Consider the following 24794-nt stretch of genomic DNA (forward strand, 5'->3'; position numbering starts at 1 on the left):
GGGGGCCGGTCGGCATCTGACCAGATGGGGGCTTGCCATAGCGCCCCGTGGAGATGGCGTGAGCCGGCATCCACGCCTGCCACCAGAATCCCTTACTCAAAACGCATCCAGTCGAAACCGGTGCGGCCATTGATGACACGCAGTCTCAGCCGGTGCCGTCAGCCTGATCAACAACCTCGGCAACCTCGGCGCCACCCTGGATGACACCCTCTCCTCGGACAGTCTGAAAGGCGCTGCGCTTGCAGCGGCGACGGCGGCCGCGTCCAGCTGGCTTGATGGCGCCATGAAGACGTCCAGCAATTCGGTGATCGACAAGACCTCCCTCGACGGTGTGCTTAAGTTCGTCGGCCGGCGCGCCGCACAGGCCGGTACCGACGCCGCCCTCGAGACCGCCATTCAGGGCGGCAGCTTCAGCGACGCCGTGACGGACAGCTTCGAAGGCGCACTGGCCACCGCCTTCCAGGCCGAGCTGTTCAATCAGATCGGCAATCTGGGGGAGCGTTACCCGGAATTCCTGGCCGATGGTGGCAGTGCCAAAACTGCTGAGCATTCGGAGCGCTTCAGGTCGTAGGGGGCGCCGCGCTTGCCGGAAGTGCCGCAATGCTTTCGGGCAGTGGCGCCGGGGCGATTCTGGCTCCATCACTTTATATAATGGCCGCGGATCAGTCGGCAGCTGGAGTCATGACGGCTGCCAATGGTCGTCCTATGCCGACCTTCGGGGCGAAGGGGCTGTCTAGCCTGCTGGGTATATCCGAGGCGCAGGCCGAGTTCTATTATGGCCTGGCTGGTATGGGCGGCGAGCTTGGGGCGGCCAGGCAACTATCGAGTGCGGCATCGGTTAAGCCGTCATCGGTCGAGTTTGTTGATGATGTTCCAAACAGCAAAGATTCTTTACCTCTTCCAGGTGGCTTGCCAAATAATATACATATGGGGCAGCAAGGTAAGCACATTAAAGGTCATAATAATTTTCAAGAAGGTCGGAGCTATTTTAATGAAAATATTGACCCTGAAGAGCTTCTTTAAGGTGTTCATATTGGTAAATATCCAGTTGTTGGAGCAGGGGCGAGAGGGAACCCTATTGTGGAATTTGGTAAGCCAATAGGAGTTGATGGCGCCACCGGAAAATCTGTTAGCAGAGGGCAAATTCATTTTGGAAAAAACGGGGCCCATATTGTCCATGGCTCAAGGAGATGAAATGAATTTTTTTAACCGGATACCTAGTTGGTTAGTTGACATATTTCGTATAGCGTTGCTAGGAGAAATATATCCTAACATTAGAGCCATTGCTGTCGGATACTGTGACAATGGTAGTGTTTTGATACGTTACTATCTTGATCGAGAGCCTACTGACTTCGATTTAGAAAGCATCGAAATTGTAGCCACGAATTTGGATGCACTTGATGGAAAAGAACAATGTATCGATAAAATTGATGTTCAATGTATACATTCGACAAGTCTCAAGCGTGACTTAGAATCTCTTAGTGGTTTTGTTTATTCCAGATATGAGTTTAGCGATGATTGATTAAATATATATATTGGATTGACAGTTGGTCGGTCGGATATTGTCTGAGTGCTTGCTCGTTCTCTAATAACGTAGTCTTCCGCGACAGAAGGCTTACTATATAATGGCCGCGGATCAGTCGGCAGCTGGAGTCATGACGGTTGCCAATGGTCGTCCTATGCTGACTTTCGGGGCGAAGGGGCTCTCGAGCCTGCTGGGTATATCCGAGGCGCAGGCCGAGTTCTATTATGGCTTGGCCGGTATGGGTGGTGAGCTTGGGGCGGCCAGGCAACTATAGAGTGCGGCATCGGTTAAGCCGTCATCGGTCGAATTTGTCGATGATGTTGCCGATCAAGCAAAATCTGATGCAGTAAAATTAAATTTTGACAAAAAGACTCGAACTTGGACTACGCCAGCAGGTTTGGATTATGGACAAGGTTCACGTCAAGGGAACCGAGTTTTACATGTATTGGAACATGCGGTGCTAAACCCGAATAAAGTAGCACATAGCGTCTTCAACATGGACAGGAAAGAAATCCTAGGCGCCATAGATGAAGCTTGGCTTAAAAAAGGTAGCCCAATCGAAAACGATCCCAGGGCATATGTTGTCCAAATTCAGCGGACGGTCGGCACACTAGGTGAAAAAAGTATTAAAATAATCGTGCGTCCTGGGGCTAATAAAATTATCACCGCTTACCCTGTGAAATAGAGGAGTACGTATGTTATGTCCGAGATGTGAGCAGGGATGTATTTTAAAGGCCAAAGTTAAAGCTATTAATGTTCATTTTTTAATTTGTGATGAGTGCGAATCTTTTTGGTTCAATGTTAAAGATATTGGAATAAATAATTTTTACGATTATGGTAGTTATATGGAGGAAAAAAATTGTTGCCAGTATGGGATGAGTTAGAAATTATCTCTAATGAGGTATAGTCTTTGGGTTTCGTGAGGCTAGGTGTATGGTCCCGGATTGCAATGGTCGGCCGCTGATTCTGCACCCCAAAGCGAAACCATTTGTCAGGTCAGAATCGATCTTTCCGCCGGCGATAATTTGACCCTGATCGCCAAAACGATCTGACCACGCAGGCCTGCTAGGCGGTGCCATGGCCGCCGGGGTGGCCGGTTCCCTGGCCGGCACCGCTGCGGTCAGCGTGATCAACAACCGAGGCAACCTCGGCGACACGTTTGACGACACCCTCTCCTCGGACAGTCTGAAAGGCGCTGCGCTTGCGGCGGCAACGGCGGCCGCGTCCAGCTGGCTCGATGACGCCATGAACACGTCCAGTAATTCGGTGATCGACAAGACCTCCCTTGACGGTGTGCTCAAGTTCGTCGGCCGGCGCGCCGCACAGGCCGGCACCGACGCCGCCCTCGAGACCGCCATTCAGGGCGGCAGCTTCAGCGACGCCGTGACGCATAACCTCGAAGGCGCACTGGCTACCGCCTTCCAGGCCGAGCTGTTCAATCAGATCGGCGATCTGGGGGAGCGTTACCCGGAATTCCTAGCCGATGGTGGCAGTGGCAAGATTGTCTTGCATGCCTTGGCCGCCGAAGCCACCGGCAGTGACTTCCGCAGCGGCGCCATTGCCGCCGGCGCCAATGAAGCGCTGGTCACGCAGCTCGCCGCACTGGTCGACAACGACCGAACGCTTCTGGTCTCGGCCTCGAAGATCACCGGCATTCTCGCCGCCGGGATGGCGGATGGCGATATAGAGAAGGGCGCGGAGGTGGCGGGGAATGCGACGGCGTATAATCACTTGAGACATGGAGAAGTTCAGGCGCTAAGCGATGAACTTGACGCATGTAAAGAGGGTGGAAATTGTAGCTCTGAAGATATCGATGAAATCTTGGCGACTTACGAGAAGTTGTCTGCAGAAAACGCTTCAGCCATAGCAGATTGCAATAGCAGAAGCTGTGTTGAAGATATACGCTCTCAGTTGATTGGATTTAACGATCCCGCTGCGAAAAATATATTTGATACTGTCAATTATTATTTTGCTTATGATGTAGCTAGTCTGCTTCAAGGAGATCCCTCCCGATTAGTAGGAGAAGATCAGACTTTGGGTAATCATCAAAGCAATCGGGGCATTTTCCTACCTATAAACGATCTGGCGCAAACTAAAATATTACAGGAAGGCTGGCTTTCTGGCTCAGAAAAGCTAAAGCTAAAAGAATGGAATGAAAACACATCCTACCTGAATAAGCTGGCCGGACGTGAGCTTTCTCTAGAGGAAAAGGTGAAGTTTTCCGGGGAATTAGCTTCCCTTGCTGCAATGACTATTGGAGGTATAAGTAAATCCAATTCTAGTAGTCAGGGCGCTGTTGGCAATAAAAAAATAACATCGGTTATCGCAAATGAAGCTACAAACAATAATGCTCATGCCGCTTTGAAAGCTAAACTATCTGGGCTGCAAAAAGCTCAGAAAAACGCAGCCTATGAAAAAACACTGCCAGACGGACGTAAACGTTACTATATGGAAGAGACGCCAGCTCAACCGAAGGCCCGACACGTGGCTCTTTTTTTGTGACGGAGTATAATTCACTGAATGGAAAGGCTAGGCAGTGGATGGAAAGCTATGATCATTCTGGAAAAGTAATTCGTGTGCATCCAAAAAGTATTAACGGGCAGACGGTAAACGCGCAGCATTATCCCCCGACTGGGAAAGAATTGGAGAGCTGGAAATGACTTATTTGGCTGAGGAAATAGCCGCCAAGCTAGAGAAAGAAAATGAGAGCGGTTACAATGTTAATAAAATATCTAGGGCGGCTTTTAGGATTTATCAAAATTATGGAGTTGATATATCTAAAGAGATGGATCGTAAGTTGTTAGCTTTAATTTCTATGGAGGAAGGGCCTGAGTTTGAAATGACAGAGAAAGAATTTTTGGAAATTGTTAACGAAATAAAGGTTATGTGAGTGATGATCTTCAGGTTTAAAAATAAATTAATTATTATATGTCAGGCGGTTTTGCTTGGCTAATTTTTAAATTATGTATGAAGAGCCGGATTAAAAGTTCCAGTATTAGATCTGGCCAAGATGCTATCTAGATGTTTGGTCCCGGGAAGTAATGGGCCACAGCTAATTTTGTATCAAAAAAGACATCATCAACGAAACCATTCGCCAAGTCGGAAGCGATACTTTCCGCTGGCGATGACTTGACCCTTATCGCCAATAACGATCTGACCGCGCAGGCAAGCCAGCTCTCGGCCGGCAAGCAGGCCTATCCCCTGCGCCAGAGCGAACTGGTGGCGCAGGGGCAGCTCGCCATTCAGGCCGCCAACCGGGTCGCGATCGAAGTACCGGAGATCAACGCCCAGAGCGTCAGCCAGACGGTGGACGCCATGGTCGCCGCTGATCCGGAGCTTGCCTGGTTGAAACGGGCCGAGGCCCAGGGCGACATCGACTGGCGCACGGTCAAGGAGATCCACGATAACTGGGATTACAGCCAATCGGGGCTTGGCAAGGGTGCGGCGCTCGCGATCAGCATTGCTGCGGCGGCCGTGGTCGGGCCTGCGGTAGGTGGTCTGGCCGGCAGTGGCCTCATGGGCGCCATGGCGACCGGGGCTGCAGGCTCACTGGCCGGTACCAGCGCGGTCAGCCTGATCAACAACCGCGGCAATCTTGGTGCCACGCTGGGTGACACTTTCTCGTCCGAAAGCCTCAAAGGCGCGCTGATTGCTGCGGCCTCTGCCGGTGCGTCGCAGCAGCTGGATAGCGTCTGGGGTGGGAAGGCTGACCCGGTAACGGGCAAGGTTAAAGGGCTTGAGCTCAACAATGTCCCGGGCATCGGTCAATTTGTTGGCCGTAATGCCAGTCAGGCCTTGGCTGATGCCGGCCTGCAAACCGCCATAAACGGCGGCAGCCTGAACGACAATCTCCAGCAGAGCCTTAAAGGCGCCGTCACCACCGTGCTGGAAGCCTCGCTGTTTTATAACGTCGGCGATCTGGGGATTCGTGAAGGGCTGGCTGAGAGCGGCCCTGAAAAAACGGTACTCCATGCCTTGGCCGGCGGACTTGCTGCAGAAGCGACCGGTAGTGATTTCCGCACCGGCGCCATCGCCGCAGGCGCTAATGAAGCACTGGTCAAGCACTTGGATGATTGGCTGGGCGGCCAGCCCGGCATGCATGAGAGCCTCCTGGTTGCTGCATCAAAAGTCACCGGCATTGTGGCAGCCGGTGTGGCCGGCGGCGACGTACAGAAGGGCGCCGAGATAGCAGGCAATGCGACAAACTACAACTATCTGGCGGAGCATCAGAAGGCGCAGAGGGCTCGGGAACGCGAAACCTGCAAGGGCGTGGAGTGCGTTGGAGTTGAACTAAAATGGCAACTGATCGACAGCGGTCAGGATAGAGCGCTTGCGGCAGGAATTGTAAAAGGTATTGCGGATGAAAGTCTCAGCACGGTTACCGATGTGCTGAGTCTGTTCAAGGGCTCGACGTGGGACGCCATCGGCCAGCTGCTACAGCAGGATAGCGTACTTGCAGTGCTCGGCAGCGCGGTGGCTGATCACTATCGTGAGCAGTTTGACACTATCAGGCAGCAGTATGAACGTGCGGGGCTTGGAGGGGCATTTCAGGCAGGCCGTGAAAGTGGCAAGCTGCTGACGGATATTGTTAGCACCTTGGTGCCTGGCGGTGTGGCCAAAAAAGGCGTCAACGTTGTTGCGATCGCAGGAAAGGCTGGCAGGTCTGAAAAAGCGCTAACCGTCACTTTTGTTGATGCAGATGGAAAGGCACTATTAGGTTCTGCAAAAGGTGAAAGCGTAGCTGATAGCGGAGCTCGTCCTCTCAGGAAAACTGAGCGGAGTAATTTGGATGGCGGAGCTGTTGCAAACGGTACAAAAGCAGCAGGGAGTGCTACAGAAGCGGGTTCCATTTTTACTCAACAGCGTAATTTCTGGTCAAAAGATCCCATTAAGTTTAGTGGGAATAAGGTCTATCAGCGGAATGACTTATTTGATCCAAACTTGCAAACTAGTTGGCGTGAGGGTGGTAAGGTCATAACAGGTACTAATGTTGAACGTATGGCCTCTGGTCGGGCGCCAATCGGTGTGGATGGAAAGTCAGTGAACCTACATCACCTGACACAAACACAGTCAGGACCTATTGCAGAAATGACCCAGACCTTTCATCAGTCCAATAGCGCAACTATTCACATTAACCCTAATGCAATTCCCTCCGGTATTGATCGAGCCGCTTTTAATAAGTGGAGGGGGCAATACTGGCAGCAACGATCCGCAGATTTAAGGAATTGATTATGAGCCAAGTTACGGCGCAGAAAATTAGAGAGTTGGTGTCATTGCATCCTGATGTCGTGTGCTTCGGTAGTGAGGCCGATCAGGTGGGTGACGACTGGATCAAGAAGGCGGAACAGCGTTTAGGGCTTGAACTGCCAAGGTCGTACAAGTGGTTTTTGAAGACGTATGCGGGTGGAGAAATTGGTGCTGAAGAAATTTACAGTATCTATGGGGTGGACTTTGAGGGTGTAAATGGAGGGGATATTGTCTATCAACATATCGTGGGTATAAAAAATAATTCGGTAGATAGCAAAAGGCTTGTAATTAGCGAAACTGATATGGGTGAGGTCTTTTTCTTGGATTATTCAAGGTTTAAAGATGGCGAATGCCCAGTGAACCTTAGACTTCCGTCTGGCGAGAGTGTTAATTACGCTTCAGATTTTTATGAGTTTTTATATAAACGAATTTTGGCTCATATTTGAATGGTGCCCTCATCCAACACCGGCCTCGAGCCGGTGTTGCTTTATTTATAAACAGTGGCGGACAGTATTCGCTCATCGACGACCCTGCCCCTGAACTCGTTAAGGGGGACATTGATGTCGTGCTACTCTCGGCAAAAGGCTTTCAGTTGTTGCATCAGATTGGCATCGGGTTTTAGGTTGTTAATATAAACTATTGATCCGATATTTCTTCTGGAATCAATCAGCTTGATGCCTTGGTGAAGAGAGATAAGAAGCTTCTGATTGCAGCGTCCCGGATTAATGACAGCATCGAATTCCGTCGGCTGATTAGCACAACCCGCGCATTTTCAACGGCAACTATCAGGTCTATCAGAAGGCGCGCCTAGATGCCGGCACCGACGCTGCCCTCAAGACCGCCAGCTTCAGCGATGCCGTAACTTCCGCAGCGGCGCCATTGCCGCCGGCGCCAACGAAGCGCTGATCACGCAGCTCGCCGCGCTGGTCGATAACGACCGGACGCTTCTGGTCTCCGCCTCGAAGATCACCGGCATCCTCGCCGCCGGGATGGCGGGCGGAGATGTGGAGAAGGGCGCGGAGGTGGCGGGGAATGCGGCGGCGTATAACTATCTGTCGCATCCAGAAGCCCGGCGGCTGCAAGCCATCAATCGCCTCCTGGAAGATGACGACACCCTAAAACTTGGGGAGAGGCTGTGGAGTGTCGGGTGAGGAAACAAAGCCAGATGGCTGGTGTGGATAAGAGTTGGGCAGAGAAATTTCCCAGGGGATCTATTTATAATCCTGAGATTACGAGGTGATGAAAATGCAGGTGAGGTTTTGTACTTATTCTGTCGATCAATTGCCTACTGGCTTTAAATATCCCAGTAGATATTTGGGCTTTGCCAAGTCTATTGATCTGCCTAAAGATTTTCCTTGGTGGTTTGACGATGCGTGCACGGATGGTGGTCAGTTGTCGTGGAAATTGCGGGGAAGTTATAGTGAGTGGTTGGGTTTGGAAGGGAGAAACCTAATACCTTTTGCTCAGCTAAATGATGATGCTGCTTTTTTTGATGGTGATGACTCAAGTGGCGACCCTAAGGTTATCGTTATTGATCTAGGCAACAAAGAGCGAGTTTATGAGCTACCGAACTTTGAGGCTTGGCTCTACGATGCTCTCCAGGACTGATTTTTGAGAGGGCGCGTATTTTCTGTTTAAAAATTGAGGCTATGAGCAGTTAGCTCACTGTCCATATTCATATAAGAATTTTTCAGGCACATGACTAGTTAACCAAACTCCATTCTCTGCCTGAAAGAATTTGAAGCCCTTTTGATGCATTCGAAGGGCCTTAATTTTTAGTACCACAGGCTTTCCATGGCGCTGCCCAACAGTAATGGCCGTAGTTATGTTTTGCGACAGGTGCACATGGTGGCGAGAGCCTGCGATCAATCCTTGCTGCTGGATCGATTCAAGGAAGCGTGTCGCAGTACCATGGTAAAGGAATTCAGGAGGTTCTTTTCCTACGTGTTGAAGGTTTACGCTGGCGGTTGAATGGCCTTGCACGGCACGGATATGTTGTCCGTCATCTGAAATGCTAAAGCGTTTTTTATCGCTGCTGCTGACGACAGCCTGAATCAGGCCAATATCTAAAACTCGCCCATCTTTAGCTGCACCGGCTATTAAGGATTCGACATCTGCCCAGCCCTCGCTGTCTAGCTGCAAGCCGATTGACTGGGGCTCGTGTCTCAAAACATAGCTGAGAAATCTGCTGACCTCATTGAGTGTTTTGGCGTTCATGGCTGCTTTACGTATCGACAATTTTTTATCGTGAATTTATCCGCATATTGCCTGTGTCTGAGGGTGCCTCTCAAGCAATCTTCATTAAAAATGATTTTTTAGAGCTGGAGATCCAGCTGAACAAACATGGTCAGCATGTTTTAAAGTCCTGAATCTGAGGCAAGCTATCGATTACAATAGATCGAGTTCATCTCATGAAGCCGATCTAGTGAACCAGTCACTGCTACTGTCGGTGATCAGTAGCTCTCGACGTGGACGAGTCATGCTGACATATGGTAGGTGCACTTCATGTGGCAGATTGTCCTCATTGTCTGTCGGTTCTCCGATCCCGCCAATAATGACACCATCGAATTCCGTCGGCTGAATAGCACAACCCGCGCATTGTCAGCGGAAACTATCAGGTCTATCAGAAGACGTGCCTTGCCGCCGACGGTGACATGGCCCTGACAGAGGTGGCGATATTACCCACTCCTCGCCCCATCAGCAGAGCAGCCAGCTCTAGCCATGGATGCGGCCTTGTGTTCTTTCTGTCCTTTGCCGTTCGTCGCCCTCCTTCTATGCTGAGAGTTCTTTTTCACGGACAGGATGTCTTCGAATGATGATTGCAATGGATCGCGGCCAGGGTGCACCGGCGCTGGTGCTGATGCATTTTTTTGGCAGTTCTCACCGCGAGTGGGATGGGGTGGTATCGCGGCTGGATGATTCCCTGCGGGTGGTGACGCTGGACATGCCAGGTTTTGGCACCGCCCATGATGTGGAAGGCTACGATGTGGCCGCGATGACCCGGCACGTGCAGGACGCCATCGAGCGCCTGGCGCTTGATAATGTGATTCTGGTCGGGCACTCCTTTTCCGGGCGTATCGCGATGACGCTGGCCGCGCAGCAGCCTGCCTGGCTTCAGTCGCTGGTGCTGGTGGCGCCGGCGCCACCCGGGCCACAGCCGGTCAGTGAGGAGGAGCTTGAGTTTCAGTTGGGCTTTGATTTCAGTGTTGAAAGTGCCCGTGAATTCATTGACGGGGCGATTGGCGTAGACATTGCTCCGGACCTGTATGAGCAGGCCGTGGAGGACGCGATGACGGCGCACCCGGCGGCCTGGCGGGCGTGGCCGGCGGCCACTTATGCCGAGGACTGGGCGGAGGTGGTGGGTATACTGAACATGCCGGCCTGGGTACTGGTGGGCGACAGGGATCCCTCTCTACCGCCCTCGGTGCAGCGCGAGGCGGTAATGCCCCATCTGGCCCGTGGCTCGCTTGAGGTTTATGAGGGCATGGGGCATCTGTTGCCGATGGAAATGCCCGAGCAACTGGCGGCGCGGCTCAATGCCATTGCCGGGGTGGATGAGGTGCGGCGAGGTGCCTGATTGCATAACCTCGTGATTGCTTTAGGCTTGGTCGCCTGGGCAGAGAGGAATGAAACGATGATGTGGAAGTGGATCGGTTTTATGGGCCTGTTGGGATGGAGTGCGGCGGCGTCGGCAGATGTGCCGCTGATCTCGACAGATTACAACGAAGTGCAGGCGGTGTTTCGGGCCATGCTTCAGTCGCCGATTGAGGCGACGATCATACTCGGCCTGTCGCTTGCGTTGATTGCCGGCTGGGCCATGTCGCTGTGGCGCCGTGGCAAGGGCATTCTCAGTGTGTTTGTAGGAGTGGCCTTTTTGATACTCGCCGGGGATACGGTGTATGGGGTGCAGATATTGATGTCGGATCAGCCCGTAGAGTGGATGAGTTTTGTCGAGAACAAGGCGTTGATCGCCTCTCTGGGGTCACTGCCCATCTACCGGTTGTATCTGGAGGCTGAGGTATTGCTGTTGATTGCAGGCGTAGCCGTGATGATGATCGCACTGACGGTGCTGGCCATGGCGTTCATGACCGCGTCCAAACCACGTGATACCGCGGAGGTGCGCTCATGATTCTGGCCTTTTTGGGCATGGCGCTGGTCACCGCGACCATTGCGTTGCTGGTGGCGGCGATGACGCTGTTTATCAGAGGTTACGCTGTCAGCTCGCTAACGATGCTGGGTGGGCTGTTGATGATCATCCTGCCGGTTTTCATCCAGAACTGGCACGGGTTTCTGCCGGTCACTCGTGAGATGACCTACGCCGTACTGACCCTGCCCGGCATGTTGATTGTGGTCTTCGGTATCTTTTTGACGCGGCGGCTGCCATTTCGGTAGCCCGTCGTGGTGCCATGAAAAAGCCCGGCATGCAGTGCCGGGCTTTTTCGTGAAGGGCGGGACGCCAGGCCGACGCGCCCCCTCACATCGCAGGCCAGGCCGGCGGCGCATACGCTGCTGTCTGCTTCGCATCCTGCTCAGGGGGGTGGCACTTGGGCGCCACCGGCAGTACGCCTGCCCACACCGGCCAGTCCCGATCGGCGTCATCATCCAGTACGCCGTCAGCCCGTACCTTCATTGAAGCCTCGTCGAGTTTGATACGCAGTATGCCCGTTGCCCGGGTTTCACTGTCGGTTACCGGGCGCAGCAGGGGCCAGCGCCCCGGGCTTATCTTTTCGACGAATCGCTCGAACTGATGTTTTTTCTGCTCCGGATCGGTCACAGCCTCGGGCACGCCGTAGATCATGGCGGCACGGTAGTTGGCCGAATGATGAAAGGCCGAGCGGGCCATCACCAGGCCATCCAGGTGTGAAATGGTCACACATACCTTTTGAGCCGAGTGAGCTGCACTCACGATATTGGCGGCCTTGCCATGGCCGTGCCAGTAGAGATGGTTTCCATCGCGCCAGTGGCAGGTGGGGATCACACGGGGCTGCCCGTTAACCACAAACCCCACATGACAGATCAGCGTCTGGTCAATGAAATCCAGCAGTGCCTGCCCATCATCGATGGCCCTGCCACGGCCACGCTTGACCGTCGTCAGTGGCGTGGCGCTCAGCGTCGGCGGTACAGCGTGTGTTAACGGGGTATCTGGTGTCATGGTATACCTCTTGTGCCTGTCGGTGTCCTGTCCGACTTTACCGGCAGCAGGCATGCTGAAACATGGCCACTTTTGAATCATTTTACCCGTCCAGACTGGTGCGCTCCCATGTCGCGTACTGCCATTGTCAGCCTGAACTTTTCCCTGCAGGGGCAGGGCGGTCATTTCTATCGTCAGCTTATTGATCAGATCGTGGAGTTCATCACCCAGGGTAAACTGAAGGCGCATGACCGGCTGCCCGGTAGTCGAGTGCTGGCTTCAAGCCTGGGCATCTCCAGAAGTACGGTGGTGAACGCCTATGATCAGCTCATCGCTCAGGGCGTGCTGGTCAGTAAGCACAAGAGTGGTGTATTCGTGGCCGAGCAGGCGGGGTATATCACTCAGTCGTCCCGGCCCGTAGTGGGCGATAGTGACACGGGGGAAACGCCACCACCCTCGGTCATCGGTTTCAGTTCCACCAGTGATGCTGGCCGGTTTCCTGAAAAGGCCTGGCTCAGAAGCCTTCGTACCAGCTGGGCGTCGGTAGACCCTCGGGTACTGGATGACAGTTGCCCCACCGGACTGCCCGACCTCAAACAGGCGATCTCGGATTATCTGTATCAGCTCAGAGGGCTTGCCTGTAGCCCGCAGCAGATTCTGATTACCGCAGGCAACCGTGATGCCCTGACGCTGTTGAGGCACGCGCTGGCGTCACTCAGCCCCGGCAGTGCGTGGATAACGGAAAACCCGGCGTATCCCCCCATTCATCGACTGCTGGAAAGCTGGCGGCCTGAAGGCAGTGCTCGGGCATCCATGGTCCTGCCGGTGGATGAGGAGGGCTGCTGCCTGCCCGATGAAACGCTCACCGGTGCCGCGCCCATTGTGCTGTTGACCCCTAACCGCCAGTACCCGACAGGGATCAGCCTGGGCCGGGCGCGTCGGCAGCAATGGCTTGCGCTGCTGCAGCAACGACGGTGCTGGCTGATTGAGGACGACTACGACAATGAGTTCGTCTATAGCGGCAGGAGCACGGTGCCCATGATGCAGGCCGATGTGTCCGAACGGACCTTCCTGGTGGGTAGTCTTTCCAAGGTACTTTTCCGAGGCCTCAGGCTGGGGTTTATCGTGTCCCCCCCTGCCTGTTACAGCACACTTCTGGAAAGTCGCCGGCAATTGGGTGGTTCTGCGGCCCTGCCGATGCAGCCGGTAGTGGCTGAATTCATCAACAATGGCGAGTTTGCGCGCCACATCAACCGCATGCGACGGCATTACCGGCAGAAGAGGGATGAGTTGCTGCGGCTGCTGGACCAGCATTTACGGCCCTGGTTTGACTGGCAGGCGCCCTCGGGCGGCATGCACGTCGTGATACGTTTCAGGGAGGCCGTATCGGCGTCTGGCCGGCTGTCGGAAACGGCGACGCGTGATCAGATGGTGGCACGCGACTTGATGAATGAGGGCATTCGGTTGCAGCCCCTGTCATTGCATTTTGTGGGCGAGTCCGCCGATAGCCAGGGGTTCATTCTGGGGTTTACGGCGCCATCAATGGCGGCCATGTCCTGCATGGTGACGGCATTGAAGCGTTATCTGATCAGGGCAGATGCATCGGCCTGAAGGCAGGGAAGGTGGTGTATCAGCAGGGGCGGTGAGTACTGCCATGGTGCCGGGCATATTGCCCGGCACCATGACGCCTGCCATCTGGCTGGCGTCAGGCGGTAGGGTCGTTGATCTTGAGCGTCTGGTGCGTGCGATGGCGTACCTGGCGAAGCTGATCGGCATCAGTGGCCAGTGTGCCTGCCCGAACCGGTACGATCTCATTGAGAACGGCCTGCCATTCGGGGGAGCGAGCCTTCTCGGGGAAGCACCGCTCGAGCAGCCCAAGCATGATTGACGTGGCCGTCGAGGCGCCGGGAGAGGCGCCCAGCAGGGCCGCGAGCGAGCCGTCACCTGCAGCGACCACTTCGGTGCCGAACTGCAGAATGCCGCCCTTCTCCGGATCCTTCTTGATGATCTGAACGCGCTGGCCTGCTACCTCGATACGCCAGTCTTCATCCCTGGCATCCGGATAGAAGTCACGCAGGGCATCAACACGCTGGCTGTGCGTCTGGCGCACCTGTTCTACCAGGTACTTGACCAGATCAAAATTGTTTCTGGCTACCGAAAGCATCGGCGACAGATTGGAGCCGCTGACGGATTTCACCAGATCAAACACGGAACCGGTCTTGAGGAATTTGGTGGTAAAGCCCGCATAGGGGCCGAACAACAGGGATGGGGAGCCATCGACATTACGGGTGTCCAGGTGGGGCACGGACATGGGCGGCGAGCCGACGGAAGCCTTGCTGTAGACCTTGGCGAGGTGCTGTTTGACGATTTCCGGCTTGTCGCAGCGCAGCCACTGACCACTGACCGGGAAGCCGCCATAGCCGCTGGCTTCGGGAATATCGCTTTTCTGCAGCAGGTGCAGGGCAGCACCACCGGCGCCGAGGAACACAAAGCGTGAGCGAAGAACGCGCTTGCGCCCGTCACTCGTGGTTGATTCGATTTTCCAGCGGCCGTCGCTTTCACGGGAAAGGTCGGTGACGGACTGGCCGGTGCTGACCTTGACCTGCTCGTCCGGCAGGGCTTCAAGGCGCTTGAGCATCATGCGCGTTACGGCGCCGAAATCAACGTCGGTGCCGCCTTCGGACCGCGTGGCGGCCAGCCTTTCACCGTCGGACCGGCCTTCCAGCAGCAGCGGTGCCCAGGCACGAATCTGCTCACGGTCTTCAGTGAAGGACATATCCTCGAAGCAGTGGTGGGCCTGAAGGGCTTCATGACGCGCACGCAGGAAGTTGGCATCGCTTTCGCCACGCACAAAGCTCATGTGCGGTACGGGATGGATGAAGTCGGCGGGGTCGCCCAGATCGCCCTGCTCGACAAAGTAGCTCCAGAACTGCTTGGATTCCTCGAACATGGTGTTGATGCTGATGGCCTTGTCGATGTTGATGCTGCCATCCGGGGCCTGGGGGGTATAGTTCAGCTCGCACAGCGCCGCGTGACCGGTGCCTGCGTTGTTCCAGGCAAAGGAGCTTTCGCTGGCGGGCGTATCCAGACGTTCCAGAATTTCAATTCTGGATTCGGGTTCGAGGGCCTGAAGCAGGGTTGCCAGAGTCGCGCTCATGACGCCGGCACCTACCAGAACAATATCTACGGACTCATCCATAACGTGTGTCAATGTAAGATCCTGAAATTACGTGGCCGAGATCACAGGTGGGCAGCCTCCTGGGCGCTGCCTGTGCACTATCTTCCGAAACTCTATCCGGCGTGTGCGTTTGCCGTCATCTTCTGCCGGTCATGGTTTCCTGCATCGTCATGATACAAAACGATCTTTCCGGCACAGGTGACACCATGCCGCAGGAATAATAGCCTGTGTGCAGTGCACCATGGAAATATTTTGCGCTTCTTTTCCTTTGGATTCAAAGCGCATTTCCCGATACCGCACGATGAGCACATTCCCGCATCGATAAAACTCCGGGGCATGAAAAAACGCGTCTGCCGAGTTTATCGGCCGACGCGTCCTGGGGTGAACATGCAAATCAGCAATTCAACGGCGTTCAGACCTCATTATATAGCTGGCTGCCTTCACGCCGGAACTTCTCGGCCTGCTCCTTCATGCCCTCGCGCATGGCCTGCTCGTCACCGTCGAGGTTATTGTCGCGTGCGTAGTCGCGCACTTCCTGGCTGATTTTCATCGAACAGAACTTCGGTCCGCACATCGAGCAGAAGTGCGCCACCTTGGCGGAATCCTTCGGCAGGGTTTCATCATGGAAGGCGCGCGCGGTATCCGGGTCGAGGGCGAGGTTGAACTGGTCTTCCCAGCGGAACTCGAACCGAGCTTTCGACAGCGCGTTGTCCCGGCGCTGCGCGCCCGGATGGCCCTTGGCAAGATCCGCGGCGTGAGCGGCGATCCTGTAAGTGATGATGCCGGTCTTGACGTCATCCTTGTTGGGCAACCCGAGGTGTTCCTTCGGGGTGACGTAGCAGAGCATCGCACAGCCATACCAGCCGATCTGCGCCGCGCCGATGCCGGAGGTGATGTGGTCATAGCCCGGCGCGATGTCGGTGGTCAGCGGCCCAAGGGTATAGAAGGGCGCTTCATCACAGCACTCAAGCTGCTTGTCCATGTTTTCCTTGATCATGTGCATCGGCACATGCCCCGGCCCCTCGATCATCACCTGAACGTCGTGCTTCCAGGCGATCCGGGTAAGCTCACCCAGGGTTTCAAGCTCGGCGAACTGGGCTTCGTCGTTGGCATCATGAATGGAGCCGGGCCGCAGGCCATCGCCGAGCGAGAAGGCTACGTCATAGGCCTTCATGATCTCGCAGATCTCTTCGAAGTGCGTATAAAGGAAGCTTTCCTGATGATGGGCCAGGCACCACTTGGCCATGATCGAGCCGCCGCGGGAAACGATACCGGTCAGCCGCCTGGCGCTCATCGGCACGTGATGCAATCGAACGCCTGCGTGAATGGTGAAGTAATCCACGCCCTGTTCGGCCTGCTCGATCAGGGTGTCGCGGAAGATCTCCCAGGTCAGGTGTTCGGCCACGCCATTCACCTTTTCGAGCGCCTGATAGATCGGCACCGTGCCGATCGGTACCGGCGAATTGCGCAGAATCCACTCCCGGGTTTCGTGGATGTTCTGACCCGTCGAGAGATCCATGATGGTATCTGCACCCCAGCGGATGCCCCAGGTCATCTTGTCGACCTCTTCCTCGATCGAGGACGTGACCGCCGAGTTGCCGAGGTTGCCGTTGATCTTCACCAGGAAATTACGTCCGATGATCATCGGCTCGGTTTCAGGGTGGTTGATGTTGGCCGGGATGATCGCGCGGCCCCGCGCGATTTCCTCACGCACGAACTCAGGCGTGATTTCTTCCGGCAGTACCGCGCCAAAGCCCTCGCCCGCATGCTGTTGGTTCAAAAGGCGCTCTACTTCTTCGGAGCCCAGGGCCTGGCGACGCTGGTTTTCCCGCAGCGCAACGAACTCCATTTCCGGCGTCACGATGCCCTTGCGAGCGTAATGAAGCTGACTGACGTTACGGCCATCTTTTGCGCGGCAGGGCGTTCGTTTCAGGTCAAAGCGAAGGGTGGAGGTGCGCGGATCGTTGGCGCGCTGCCTGCCGTAGTTCGAGGAAAGACCGTTCAAACGCTCGGTATCACCACGTTCATCGATCCAGGTACGGCGGAGTTCCGGCAAGCCCTTTCGAATATCGATCAAGGCCCCGGGGTCGGTATAGGGGCCCGAGGTGTCGTAGACCAGCACGGGGGGATTTTCCTCGACGCCGTGTGAGGTGGTGGTCGGCGACAGGGTGATTTCCCGAAACGGCACCTGAATATCGGCGCGTGACCCTTGAAGGTAGACCTTGCGAGAGGCGGGCAGCGGCTGAATCGCGGCCTCATCGACGCGGGCGGATTCGGACAGAAACTGAGGGGTAGTCATGTGTGCTCCCATTGGCAATCAATGCCGGCTGGAGCGCAGGATCGGGAAGGCGAATGACGTCACGAAACGCACGGTATCGCCGCTTGATCCCTACGCCGGTACTAGCCGGATCAGGTTCATCGGGATCCACCGTGACGTTGTCTGGCAACGTAAGGTGATCTCAGCCGGTTCCACCGGCACCCCGTCAAGCAGCAATGGCCAGGCCATTGCCGGGTCAGTCTGTGCTGTTCGGCGCCGGACGGTCAAGTCCTGTTCGGTGCCTTAACCTTGCACAAAGGGATATTGAATCTGAACGATGTCTAAAAACGCGCATGAGCGCTTGATGGGAAAGCACCACGGGGAACCGCTACGGCCATTTGGCATGGCCCTGACGCGCTACCCATCAGCTCCACGCTGGCCCATCGTGAATACCGAAATGTGCCTGCACGTGACCTGCCGGCGGGAATGGATTTTCTGGCAGAGGGAGGAGGGTAATTGCACGTTGTGGAAAACGCCTGGTTAATGCTTTCGACTTATAAAATTGAATCTTCCTTTTTAGTTGGGTTTTTATTAGATTTCGCCGCTTTATTTGATCGCCGGGAATGAAAAGTGGACTACGACGATAATAATCATGACGAAAGGAAGGGCAACGTGCTCTGGGCATCAGGAGTGAAATTGCTGTCTGGAGGTCGAAAAGTGGTTGGGCTGGCCATCGCCTCGCTAGTGGCGCTTTGTTTGATTCTGGCCTCTTTTTTCACGACGGAACTCGGCTACACCTATGTTGTTCAAGACACTCTGTTTGGGTCCACACGCGTATTTACCGAGCCTGGCGTGCATTTCAAGGTGCCCATGTTCTCCAATGTATACGTCTATGATCAGGCCATGACGCTTAACTTCGGCAACCAAGACAGCGGCGAAAAGGTTCGAGCGACACGTGAGCTTCCCGAGGTGCAGGTTCAGTTCGCGGACACGTATACGTCTCGAATTCCGGCCACGTTCCGCTTCAGACTATCTTCCGATCCTCAGAAAATTATCGCTATGCACCGCGAATTTCGCGGATTTGACAATCTGATCGATTCGCTTTTGATCAAAAATGCCAAAAACGTCACGGTCGTGACCGGTACGCAGTACACCGGCGAAGAGTTCTTTCAGGGTGGACTCAACAAGTTCAAGGTTCAGCTGGAAGATCAGCTTCAAAACGGGTTGTATGAAACCGAGCGCCGTCGGGTCGAAGTTGAGCAGACAGATATTGCTGCCGTTTCCTCGGTCAATGGCGATGGCGACCGACTCGAAAACAGGCGCCAACTCGTCTGGAAGAACATCATTTTAAAGGATAAGTCAGGCCAGGCTCGGCGCCTGGCTAACCCGTTGGAATCGTACGGTATTCAGGTTCGACAGGTCACGATCGGTCGTCCTGTTCCGGAGCAGCGCCTGGATGAGCTTTTGAGTCAGAAAAAGGCGCTTGTTGCCAAGCGCATCACGGCGATTCAAGCGCAGGAAACCGCCCGCGCCGAAGCCAAGACAGCGCAGCTTGAAAAGGAAATCGAAAGGGCGCGCGCGATTCAGGATGCTCAGCGCACCAAGGAGCTGGCCATTATTGCAAAGCAGCGTGAGGTCGCGATGGAAGAGCAGCAGGCCAGGGTCGAGCAGGTGCGCAAGGAGAAGGAAAAAGCGGTCGCTGTGCTTGAAAAGCAGAAAGAGCTCGAAGTGGCGCGGTCAGAGCGCGATATTCAAAAGGCCAATGCAGACGCTGCAACCTATGCAGCGAAAGCCATTCGCGAAAAGGGGCTTGCCGAGGCCGATGTGACCCGAGCGCGTTTGCAGGCACGTCAGCAGGCAAAGGACATCTACCTGGCCGAAATTCAGCGTGATATTGCACGAGTCATGTACCCAGCCCTTAAAGATACGACTATTGATATGCCTGATTACTATGTGGCTGGCGGAGCGGGTTCGGGTGCGCCGTTGAGCAGTCTTGATGTGTTTACGACGCTTGGTGCGTTGAAGCAGCTTCAAAAGGACGAGGCGCCTTGATTCCTTTTGTGCAACATATCAAAAACGCTGTGATTGCCCTGGTAGGGCTTTGTTATAGTCATGTTTAAAACTGGAGCTCGGCGCCCGCTATCGTGTGCGGGCGCCTTTTTTAACGCTCAAATGTCGTACCGCCCATCTTTCATGCTGCCGTTCAAAGGATTTTAACCATGCCGTCTTTCGATATCGTCTCCGAGTTTGATAAACATGAAGCTGCCAATGCGGTGGATCAGGCCAATCGAGAGATACAGACCCGTTTTGACTTCAAGGGCGTCAAGGCCAGCTTTACCCTGGAGGGAGAGGTGGTTCACCTTGAAGCCGAGGTGGATTTCCAGCTGCAGCAGATGCTGGATGTGCTGCGTAACAAGCTGATCAGCAGAAGCATCGATGCCCGCTGCATGGATGTGAAGGACCCCGAGCTGGCCGGCGTCAAGGCCCGTCAGGATGTGACCCTCAAGCAGGGACTTGAGCAGGAGGATGCCAAGCGCATCGTCAAGGAGATCAAGGCGTCAAAGGTCAAGGTTCAGGCCGCCATACAGGGTGACAAGGTTCGCGTGACCGGCAAGAAGCGTGATGACCTTCAGCAGGTCATGGCGCTGCTTCGTGGCGAGCAGGGGCCGGATCTGCCGCTGCAGTTCAACAATTTCCGCGACTAGATGTCTGACAGGCAGGGGCATCCCTGGCATTGATTCCGAACGCGCCGCCCCGGTATGGGGCGGCGCGCTTGCAGGTGCCTGCGGTCAGCGGTGCGACAAGGCATCGCGCCCATTACTTTCCATTCATCATGAGGTGACCCATGGCGACGCTTTTATCACGGCGAGTAATCAACCAGTATCCGGCCCATCGCGATGACATCGGCTCGCTGATTACCCGTCGGCCGTTACCGGGGCCCGGGATCGATCAGCTTGATCCGTTTCTTTTTCTCAATCACCACGGGCCGCAAACCTATCCGCCCGGCAATGCCGGTCTGCCGTTCGGGCCCCATCCGCACCGTGGCTTTGAAACCGTCACGTTTATCCTTGAGGGGGCACTTGCCCACGCCGACAGTGCGGACCATCACAGCGTGATAGAGGCGGGCGGGGTTCAGTGGATGACCGCTGGCAGTGGCATTGTCCATGCCGAGGTCTCTCCGCCGTCATTCATGGCGGAGGGGGGCGCGCTCGAGATACTGCAGCTGTGGATCAACCTGCCGGCTCGGCTGAAAATGTCGCCTCCCCGCTACCAGGGATTGAGCCGGGATGAGGTGCCTGTCATCTCGCCGGCATCCGGTGTGACACTGCAATTGATTGCCGGTGCGTGGGAAACGCATGCCGGGCCGGTGGACTCCCTGACCGGTATCTTCATGAGTACGGTAACGCTGGTGCCCGGGGCCCGGGTAACGCTGCCGGCTCCTGCCGGGCGGGCCGTCTTTTTATACATGGTCAGGGGGGCGGCTTCCCTTGAGGGAGATGTACTGAAGACGCACCACCTGATCGAGCTTGACCGCACCGGGGACGCGCTGACTCTGACGGCGCAGGAGCACACCACGCTGCTGTTTGGCCATGGCGATGTCATTGATGAGCCGGTCACTGCCAGGGGGCCGTTTGTGATGACGTACCCTGAGGAAATCCAGGTGGCCATCGACGACTATTACGCCGGCCGGTTCGGTGGGCTGACTCCTTGACGGGGGCCGGGGCGTGACAACAGGGCGCAGTCGCGGGACCACTTGTTCGGATTATACTTTAGTAGAGTTATTTGAAGGTCCGTGCCGAGTCATGTCGTCTTCCCGCGAGGAGCTGCGCCGTGTGGTATCAACATTATGACCCCTTGAACCATGCCGTACTGTCGGCATGCGTGGCTGCATTGCCGATTGTCTTTTTCCTGCTTGCCCTGACGCTGCTGAAATGGAAGGCGCTGACAGCGGCTGCCGTGACGCTGGTCATGTCGGCGCTGATGGCGGCGCTGTTGTTTCACATGCCGATGCCGGCGATTGTGATGTCGGCTTTGCTGGGGATCGCCAACGGTCTGTGGCCGGTGGGGTATATCGTGGTGATGGCGGTCTGGTTGTATCGGCTGGCAGTCAAAAGCGGCAAGTTCGATATCATCCGTGGCAGCATTGCCGGTATTTCCACGGATCAGCGTATTCAGGTGCTGCTGATTGCCTTCTGCTTCGGCGGGTTTCTGGAAGGGGCTGCGGGGTTTGGCGTGCCGATTGCCATTTGTGCGGCGCTGTTGGTGGAACTGGGCTTCAAGCCCCTTCGCGCTGCGATGCTGTGTCTGGTCGCCAATGCCGCTGCAGGGGGCTACGGTGCCATTGGTATTCCCATCATTGTCGGGGCGCGCCAGGCCGGTCTGACACCGTTTGATCTGGCCCCGATGCTGATCGTCATCCTGCAGCTGGCAACGCTCTTCATTCCGGCGTTGCTGGTGCTGATCCTTGATGGGGTGCGTGGACTGCGGGAAACCTGGCCGGCCGTTGTGCTGGTTGGCATTCTGTTTTCAGGGCTGCAGTCCGCCACTCTTTACCTGCTGGGCCCCGAGCTGGTGGATATTCTTCCTCCGGTCGTCACCATGGGCGGGCTGGCGCTGCTCATGCGGGTCTGGCGGCCGCGGCGAGTTTATCGGGTAGAGGGCGCACCGGCACCGGCTGCCGGTCGCTTCAGCGCAAGAGCGGTGCTTCTGGCGTGGTCGCCGTTTTACATTCTGACCGGCGTTATTCTTGTCTGGAGCCTGCCCTGGTTCAAGGCACTGTGGGCCCAGGGGGGCGCGCTGTCGGAAGCCGTTGTCCGTCTTCCAGTGCCCTGGCTTGATCGTGCGGTGGCTGAACAGCCGCCCATTGCCGCGGCCGTTCATCCGCTGCCTGCCGTCTGGACGCTGGATATCGTCGGGGCGGCCGGTTCGGCCATTCTGCTGTCCGTCATGATCACCGTCGCCGTGACACGAGGCCTCAGGGCGAGCGACGCCATGAACCAATTAAAGGCTACCCTGACCGAGCTGCGCACACCGTTGATGACGATCTGCCTGGTCATGGCCGTGGCGTACGTGGCCAACTTCTCCGGTACATCCTCGACGCTCGGGCTGGCGCTGGCAGAAGCCGGGCGGGCCTTCCCGCTGATTTCACCGGGCATCGGCTGGCTGGGCGTATTCATTACCGGGTCCGTGGTCAACAACAATGTACTGTTTGCCCATTTGCAGGCCGTTACCGCCGAGCAGCTGGATATTGCCTCTGCGCTACTGGTGGTTGCCAATACCAGTGGCGGGGTCATGGCCAAGGTGATTTCGCCGCAGTCGATTGCGATTGCGGCCGGTGCGGTGGGGCTGGTTGGGCAGGAGTCGGCCATCATGCGACTGACTCTGAAATACAGTCTGTGGCTACTGGCCTATGCCGGGGCATGCACGCTGGCGCTATCGCTGCTATAGGCGGTGATGTGCGTCGCGACCGTGATGGCAGACGACAGGCATCCGTCAGCGGTGCCTGTCACTGTAAAGGCGCTGCTCTCGCCAGCCCGGCGCGTTTTCGCGCTGACCGGGAGTGCGTCGAAAGCGCTTGTATTCCCACTGGTATTGCACCGGATCCAGCGCGATGGCTGCCTCGACGCTGGCATTGACGCCGGCAGCCGAGCTGACGTCATCCGTGTCATACACCCGCTCATCGGCGGCAAGAAAATGAATCTCGAACCCGTCGCCGCCGGGACGCCGTCGCGCAACGCCGGTGACGACTCTGGCATCAGTACGGGCGACCAGTTTGGGCAGCAGAGTGGCGGTATAGGCCGGTCGGCCGAAAAAGTCAGCAAAGACGCCGCTGCCCCAGCTCGGTACCTGGTCGGGCAGGATGCCGATGGCTTCGCTGCGTTTCAGGGCCTTCAGAAGGGCCGAGACGCCCCGAGGCGTGGTGGGGACCAGTGATGCGCCCATGCGTTCACGGCCATGCCGGATGACCGGGTCCAGCGGGGCAATTCGGGGGGGTTCGTACATGGCTGTAAACGGGAAGTGACTCGAGAGCCAGAAGTTAAGGACTTCCCAGTTTCCAAAATGCGGGGCCAGTACAATGACGCCACGGCCGCTGGCTCGGGCCTGGTCCAGCAGCTCACGGCCGTGAACGGCCTTGATGGATGCCTCGACGTGTTCGGGCGGGGCCATCCAGGCAAACCCGAATTCCATGACGGTCGCAATGGAGTGGGTCAGGCTTTCCCGTGCCATTCGGCGATGGGTATCACGGTCAAGCGTGGGGTAGGCCTGTGCCAGGTTGACCCGGGTAATGCGCCGCTCGCGGGCGGCGAGGGTGCGATAGACCGGCTCGATCCGTTGGGTCAGCCGCCACAGTCGGGCCGTGGTCGAGGTGGACAGGTATCGCCACAGGCGGCCGATGACGGCGGCCTGCAGGCGGTCTTTGGCGGTAGACAGTCGTTGTGTCAGCTGGGAAAAGGTGCTCATGGCAGCCCGTATATCAGGCGGAAGTGGACGATGTGCGAACCGGGCGTGCCAGTTCAACCAGATTGCCGTCCGGGTCCCTCACATAAAAGGACGTCAGTTCGCCGGCGGCACCATGCCTGGGAACGGGGCCTTCCTCGATGGTGATATTCAATGCTTCAAGATGGCGTGTCAGTTCATCGACCGGCAGGGCGCTGATGAAGCACAGATCGGCACTGCCAGGCGTTGGCCGCGACGCCCGTGGGTGGGCCTCGAAGTCCGGACCGTGCAGTTTGATCTGAACACTGCCGGCGACCAGAAAGACACGGCCCTGTTCGCCATAGCGAACATCCAGGCCGAAGACACGGGTGTAGAAGTCCACGGTTCTGTCGATGTCGGCGACGTTGAGTACCAGATGATCAAGTCGAGTCAGCATGGGCAATAACCTCGCTGGGGCCGGGACCCGCCCGGTGCGGCGCGCTATTTACGCGTAATATCACTACTTTACTGAAATTTTTTCGTTATTTCCTGCCGCGTTTGACGGGGCAGGCTCCATACTTGCTTCACAGGCGGCAGGCCGTCAGGATAGCGCGCCGACCGCGACACCACCTTGATACACGATTTCATGGCAGTTATTGGGAGACATGCATGCGTACCCTGTTTAAAACGGTTCTATTGCTGGCCGCACTGATGACCATCTGGCTTGCCTTGCTGGGCGGCGGTGGTCGTGCGTTGACCTCGGGTGCGGTGATTTTCATGATCTGGGGTGTGTCCCCCTATGCGGTGCTTTGGTCACTGGATCGGTGGCTCATGAAAGGTGCCGCGCCGCGGGTCATGCTGGCGCTGGCGCTGCTGATAAGCCTGCCGGGTATCTATGCGTATCTGGATATCATCTTTTTTCATCCGCACAACGATGGGGGGTTCACCTTTTTGATCACCCCGTTCATTCAGTGGATCATGGTGGTCGCCGGCGGTGGTGGCGTGTACTGGCTGCAGTACCGCCGGCGCATGAGCTGAT

Annotated in this window: 24 protein-coding genes, 2 pseudogenes and 1 riboswitch; of the genes and pseudogenes, 19 read left to right on the plus strand and 7 right to left on the minus strand. The window is 56.2% G+C overall.

All coding sequences use genetic code 11. The annotated features are described in order from the left end of the window. Positions 1-157: 157 nt before the first annotated feature. The 8 genes and pseudogenes from NAT21_RS13015 to NAT21_RS13050 all read left to right on the plus strand — a co-directional run. A pseudogene (locus NAT21_RS13015) lies at positions 158-571 on the plus strand (DUF637 domain-containing protein); the annotation flags it as partial. A gap of 218 nt (positions 572-789) precedes the next feature. Further along, positions 790-1194, plus strand: a pseudogene (locus NAT21_RS13020) (polymorphic toxin type 50 domain-containing protein). Continuing rightward, positions 1109-1522, plus strand: coding sequence for a MafI2 family immunity protein (locus tag NAT21_RS13025; RefSeq protein WP_250939169.1), 414 nt, complete (start codon positions 1109-1111; stop codon positions 1520-1522). Before NAT21_RS13020 ends, NAT21_RS13025 begins: the two are co-directional and overlap by 86 nt. A 103-nt stretch (positions 1523-1625) precedes the next feature. After that, positions 1626-1799, plus strand: coding sequence for a hypothetical protein (locus NAT21_RS13030; RefSeq protein ID WP_250939062.1), 174 nt, complete (start codon positions 1626-1628; stop codon positions 1797-1799). Between the two features lie 803 nt (positions 1800-2602). Then, positions 2603-4027, plus strand: coding sequence for a DUF637 domain-containing protein (locus NAT21_RS13035; RefSeq protein WP_250939063.1), 1425 nt, complete (start codon positions 2603-2605; stop codon positions 4025-4027). Between the two features lie 154 nt (positions 4028-4181). After that, positions 4182-4415: a hypothetical protein gene (locus tag NAT21_RS13040; protein WP_250939064.1), complete on the plus strand. Its 234-nt coding sequence runs from the start codon at positions 4182-4184 to the stop codon at positions 4413-4415. 239 nt (positions 4416-4654) lie between these two features. Next, positions 4655-6754: a DUF637 domain-containing protein gene (locus tag NAT21_RS13045; protein ID WP_250939065.1), complete on the plus strand. Its 2100-nt coding sequence runs from the start codon at positions 4655-4657 to the stop codon at positions 6752-6754. A 2-nt stretch (positions 6755-6756) separates the two neighbouring features. Further along, positions 6757-7218: an SMI1/KNR4 family protein gene (locus tag NAT21_RS13050; RefSeq protein WP_250939066.1), complete on the plus strand. Its 462-nt coding sequence runs from the start codon at positions 6757-6759 to the stop codon at positions 7216-7218. A gap of 348 nt (positions 7219-7566) precedes the next feature. Here NAT21_RS13050 and NAT21_RS13055 read toward each other — a convergent pair whose 3' ends face one another. Next, positions 7567-7833: a hypothetical protein gene (locus NAT21_RS13055; protein WP_250939067.1), complete on the minus strand. Its 267-nt coding sequence runs from the start codon at positions 7831-7833 to the stop codon at positions 7567-7569. Here NAT21_RS13055 and NAT21_RS15610 point away from each other — a divergent pair. Together NAT21_RS15610 and NAT21_RS13060 are read left to right on the plus strand one after the other, a co-directional pair. Continuing rightward, a complete protein-coding gene (locus NAT21_RS15610) occupies positions 7747-7923 on the plus strand; it encodes a hypothetical protein (RefSeq protein ID WP_350355180.1) in 177 nt (58 codons plus the stop codon). The genes NAT21_RS13055 and NAT21_RS15610 overlap by 87 nt on opposite strands. A gap of 88 nt (positions 7924-8011) precedes the next feature. Then, positions 8012-8380, plus strand: coding sequence for a hypothetical protein (locus tag NAT21_RS13060; protein WP_250939068.1), 369 nt, complete (start codon positions 8012-8014; stop codon positions 8378-8380). A 54-nt stretch (positions 8381-8434) separates the two neighbouring features. Here NAT21_RS13060 and NAT21_RS13065 read toward each other — a convergent pair whose 3' ends face one another. Then, the gene (locus NAT21_RS13065; RefSeq protein WP_250939069.1) at positions 8435-8989 is read right to left on the minus strand and encodes an RNA 2'-phosphotransferase; all 555 of its coding nucleotides are present in this window, start codon (positions 8987-8989) and stop codon (positions 8435-8437) included. Between the two features lie 595 nt (positions 8990-9584). Between NAT21_RS13065 and NAT21_RS13070 the strand changes: the two genes are divergently transcribed. Genes NAT21_RS13070 through NAT21_RS13080 form a run of 3 tightly spaced genes read left to right on the plus strand, consistent with a single transcriptional unit; the run spans position 9585 to position 11164 of the window. Then, positions 9585-10349 carry an alpha/beta fold hydrolase gene (locus NAT21_RS13070; protein ID WP_250939071.1) on the plus strand — a complete coding sequence of 255 codons (765 nt, stop codon included), beginning with the start codon at positions 9585-9587 and terminating at the stop codon, positions 10347-10349. 57 nt (positions 10350-10406) lie between these two features. Continuing rightward, complete coding sequence (locus tag NAT21_RS13075; RefSeq protein WP_250939073.1) at positions 10407-10901, plus strand: hypothetical protein; 495 nt, start codon at positions 10407-10409, stop codon at positions 10899-10901. After that, positions 10898-11164: a hypothetical protein gene (locus tag NAT21_RS13080; RefSeq protein ID WP_250939075.1), complete on the plus strand. Its 267-nt coding sequence runs from the start codon at positions 10898-10900 to the stop codon at positions 11162-11164. The genes NAT21_RS13075 and NAT21_RS13080 overlap by 4 nt, the downstream gene beginning before the upstream one ends. Before the next feature lie 82 nt (positions 11165-11246). Here the strand turns inward: NAT21_RS13080 and NAT21_RS13085 are convergent, their stop codons facing one another. Then, a complete protein-coding gene (locus tag NAT21_RS13085; protein ID WP_250939077.1) occupies positions 11247-11924 on the minus strand; it encodes a pyridoxamine 5'-phosphate oxidase family protein in 678 nt (225 codons plus the stop codon). A 108-nt stretch (positions 11925-12032) separates the two neighbouring features. Here NAT21_RS13085 and pdxR point away from each other — a divergent pair, with 108 nt between their 5' ends. Further along, complete coding sequence (gene pdxR, locus NAT21_RS13090) at positions 12033-13514, plus strand: MocR-like pyridoxine biosynthesis transcription factor PdxR (RefSeq protein ID WP_250939079.1); 1482 nt, start codon at positions 12033-12035, stop codon at positions 13512-13514. Positions 13515-13608: 94 nt separating this feature from the next. On the opposite strand, the gene mqo is transcribed toward pdxR, so the two are convergent. Continuing rightward, positions 13609-15102 (minus strand): malate dehydrogenase (quinone), encoded by a 1494-nt coding sequence (gene mqo, locus NAT21_RS13095; RefSeq protein WP_250939081.1) that lies wholly within the window; start codon positions 15100-15102, stop codon positions 13609-13611. Between the two features lie 391 nt (positions 15103-15493). Further along, on the minus strand, positions 15494-17380 hold the full coding sequence (gene thiC / locus NAT21_RS13100) for a phosphomethylpyrimidine synthase ThiC (protein ID WP_250939083.1): 1887 nt from the start codon (positions 17378-17380) through the stop codon (positions 15494-15496). A 70-nt stretch (positions 17381-17450) separates the two neighbouring features. Next, positions 17451-17574, minus strand: a riboswitch (TPP riboswitch). A 436-nt stretch (positions 17575-18010) separates the two neighbouring features. On the opposite strand from thiC, the gene NAT21_RS13105 reads away from it, so the two are divergent. The 4 genes from NAT21_RS13105 (at position 18011) to NAT21_RS13120 (ending at position 22786) form a co-directional block, all read left to right on the plus strand. Then, entirely contained in the window at positions 18011-19390 is a 1380-nt protein-coding gene (locus NAT21_RS13105) for an SPFH domain-containing protein (protein WP_250939085.1), read from the plus strand. A 167-nt stretch (positions 19391-19557) separates the two neighbouring features. Further along, positions 19558-20043: a YajQ family cyclic di-GMP-binding protein gene (locus tag NAT21_RS13110; protein ID WP_250939087.1), complete on the plus strand. Its 486-nt coding sequence runs from the start codon at positions 19558-19560 to the stop codon at positions 20041-20043. A gap of 140 nt (positions 20044-20183) precedes the next feature. Next, entirely contained in the window at positions 20184-21050 is an 867-nt protein-coding gene (locus tag NAT21_RS13115) for a pirin family protein (protein WP_250939089.1), read from the plus strand. A 119-nt stretch (positions 21051-21169) separates the two neighbouring features. Next, positions 21170-22786, plus strand: coding sequence for an L-lactate permease (locus tag NAT21_RS13120; RefSeq protein WP_250939091.1), 1617 nt, complete (start codon positions 21170-21172; stop codon positions 22784-22786). A gap of 45 nt (positions 22787-22831) precedes the next feature. On the opposite strand, the gene NAT21_RS13125 is transcribed toward NAT21_RS13120, so the two are convergent. Both NAT21_RS13125 and NAT21_RS13130 read right to left on the minus strand, forming a co-directional pair. Continuing rightward, positions 22832-23800, minus strand: coding sequence for a lysophospholipid acyltransferase family protein (locus NAT21_RS13125; protein WP_250939092.1), 969 nt, complete (start codon positions 23798-23800; stop codon positions 22832-22834). A 13-nt stretch (positions 23801-23813) separates the two neighbouring features. Then, a complete protein-coding gene (locus tag NAT21_RS13130) occupies positions 23814-24212 on the minus strand; it encodes a VOC family protein (protein WP_250939094.1) in 399 nt (132 codons plus the stop codon). Between the two features lie 212 nt (positions 24213-24424). Here NAT21_RS13130 and NAT21_RS13135 point away from each other — a divergent pair, with 212 nt between their 5' ends. Then, positions 24425-24793, plus strand: coding sequence for a hypothetical protein (locus tag NAT21_RS13135; RefSeq protein ID WP_250939096.1), 369 nt, complete (start codon positions 24425-24427; stop codon positions 24791-24793). Position 24794: the final 1 nt, after the last annotated feature.

Origin of the sequence: Larsenimonas rhizosphaerae (genome assembly GCF_023700005.1) — a bacterium.
GTDB classification, from domain to species: Bacteria; Pseudomonadota; Gammaproteobacteria; order Pseudomonadales; family Halomonadaceae; genus Larsenimonas; species Larsenimonas rhizosphaerae.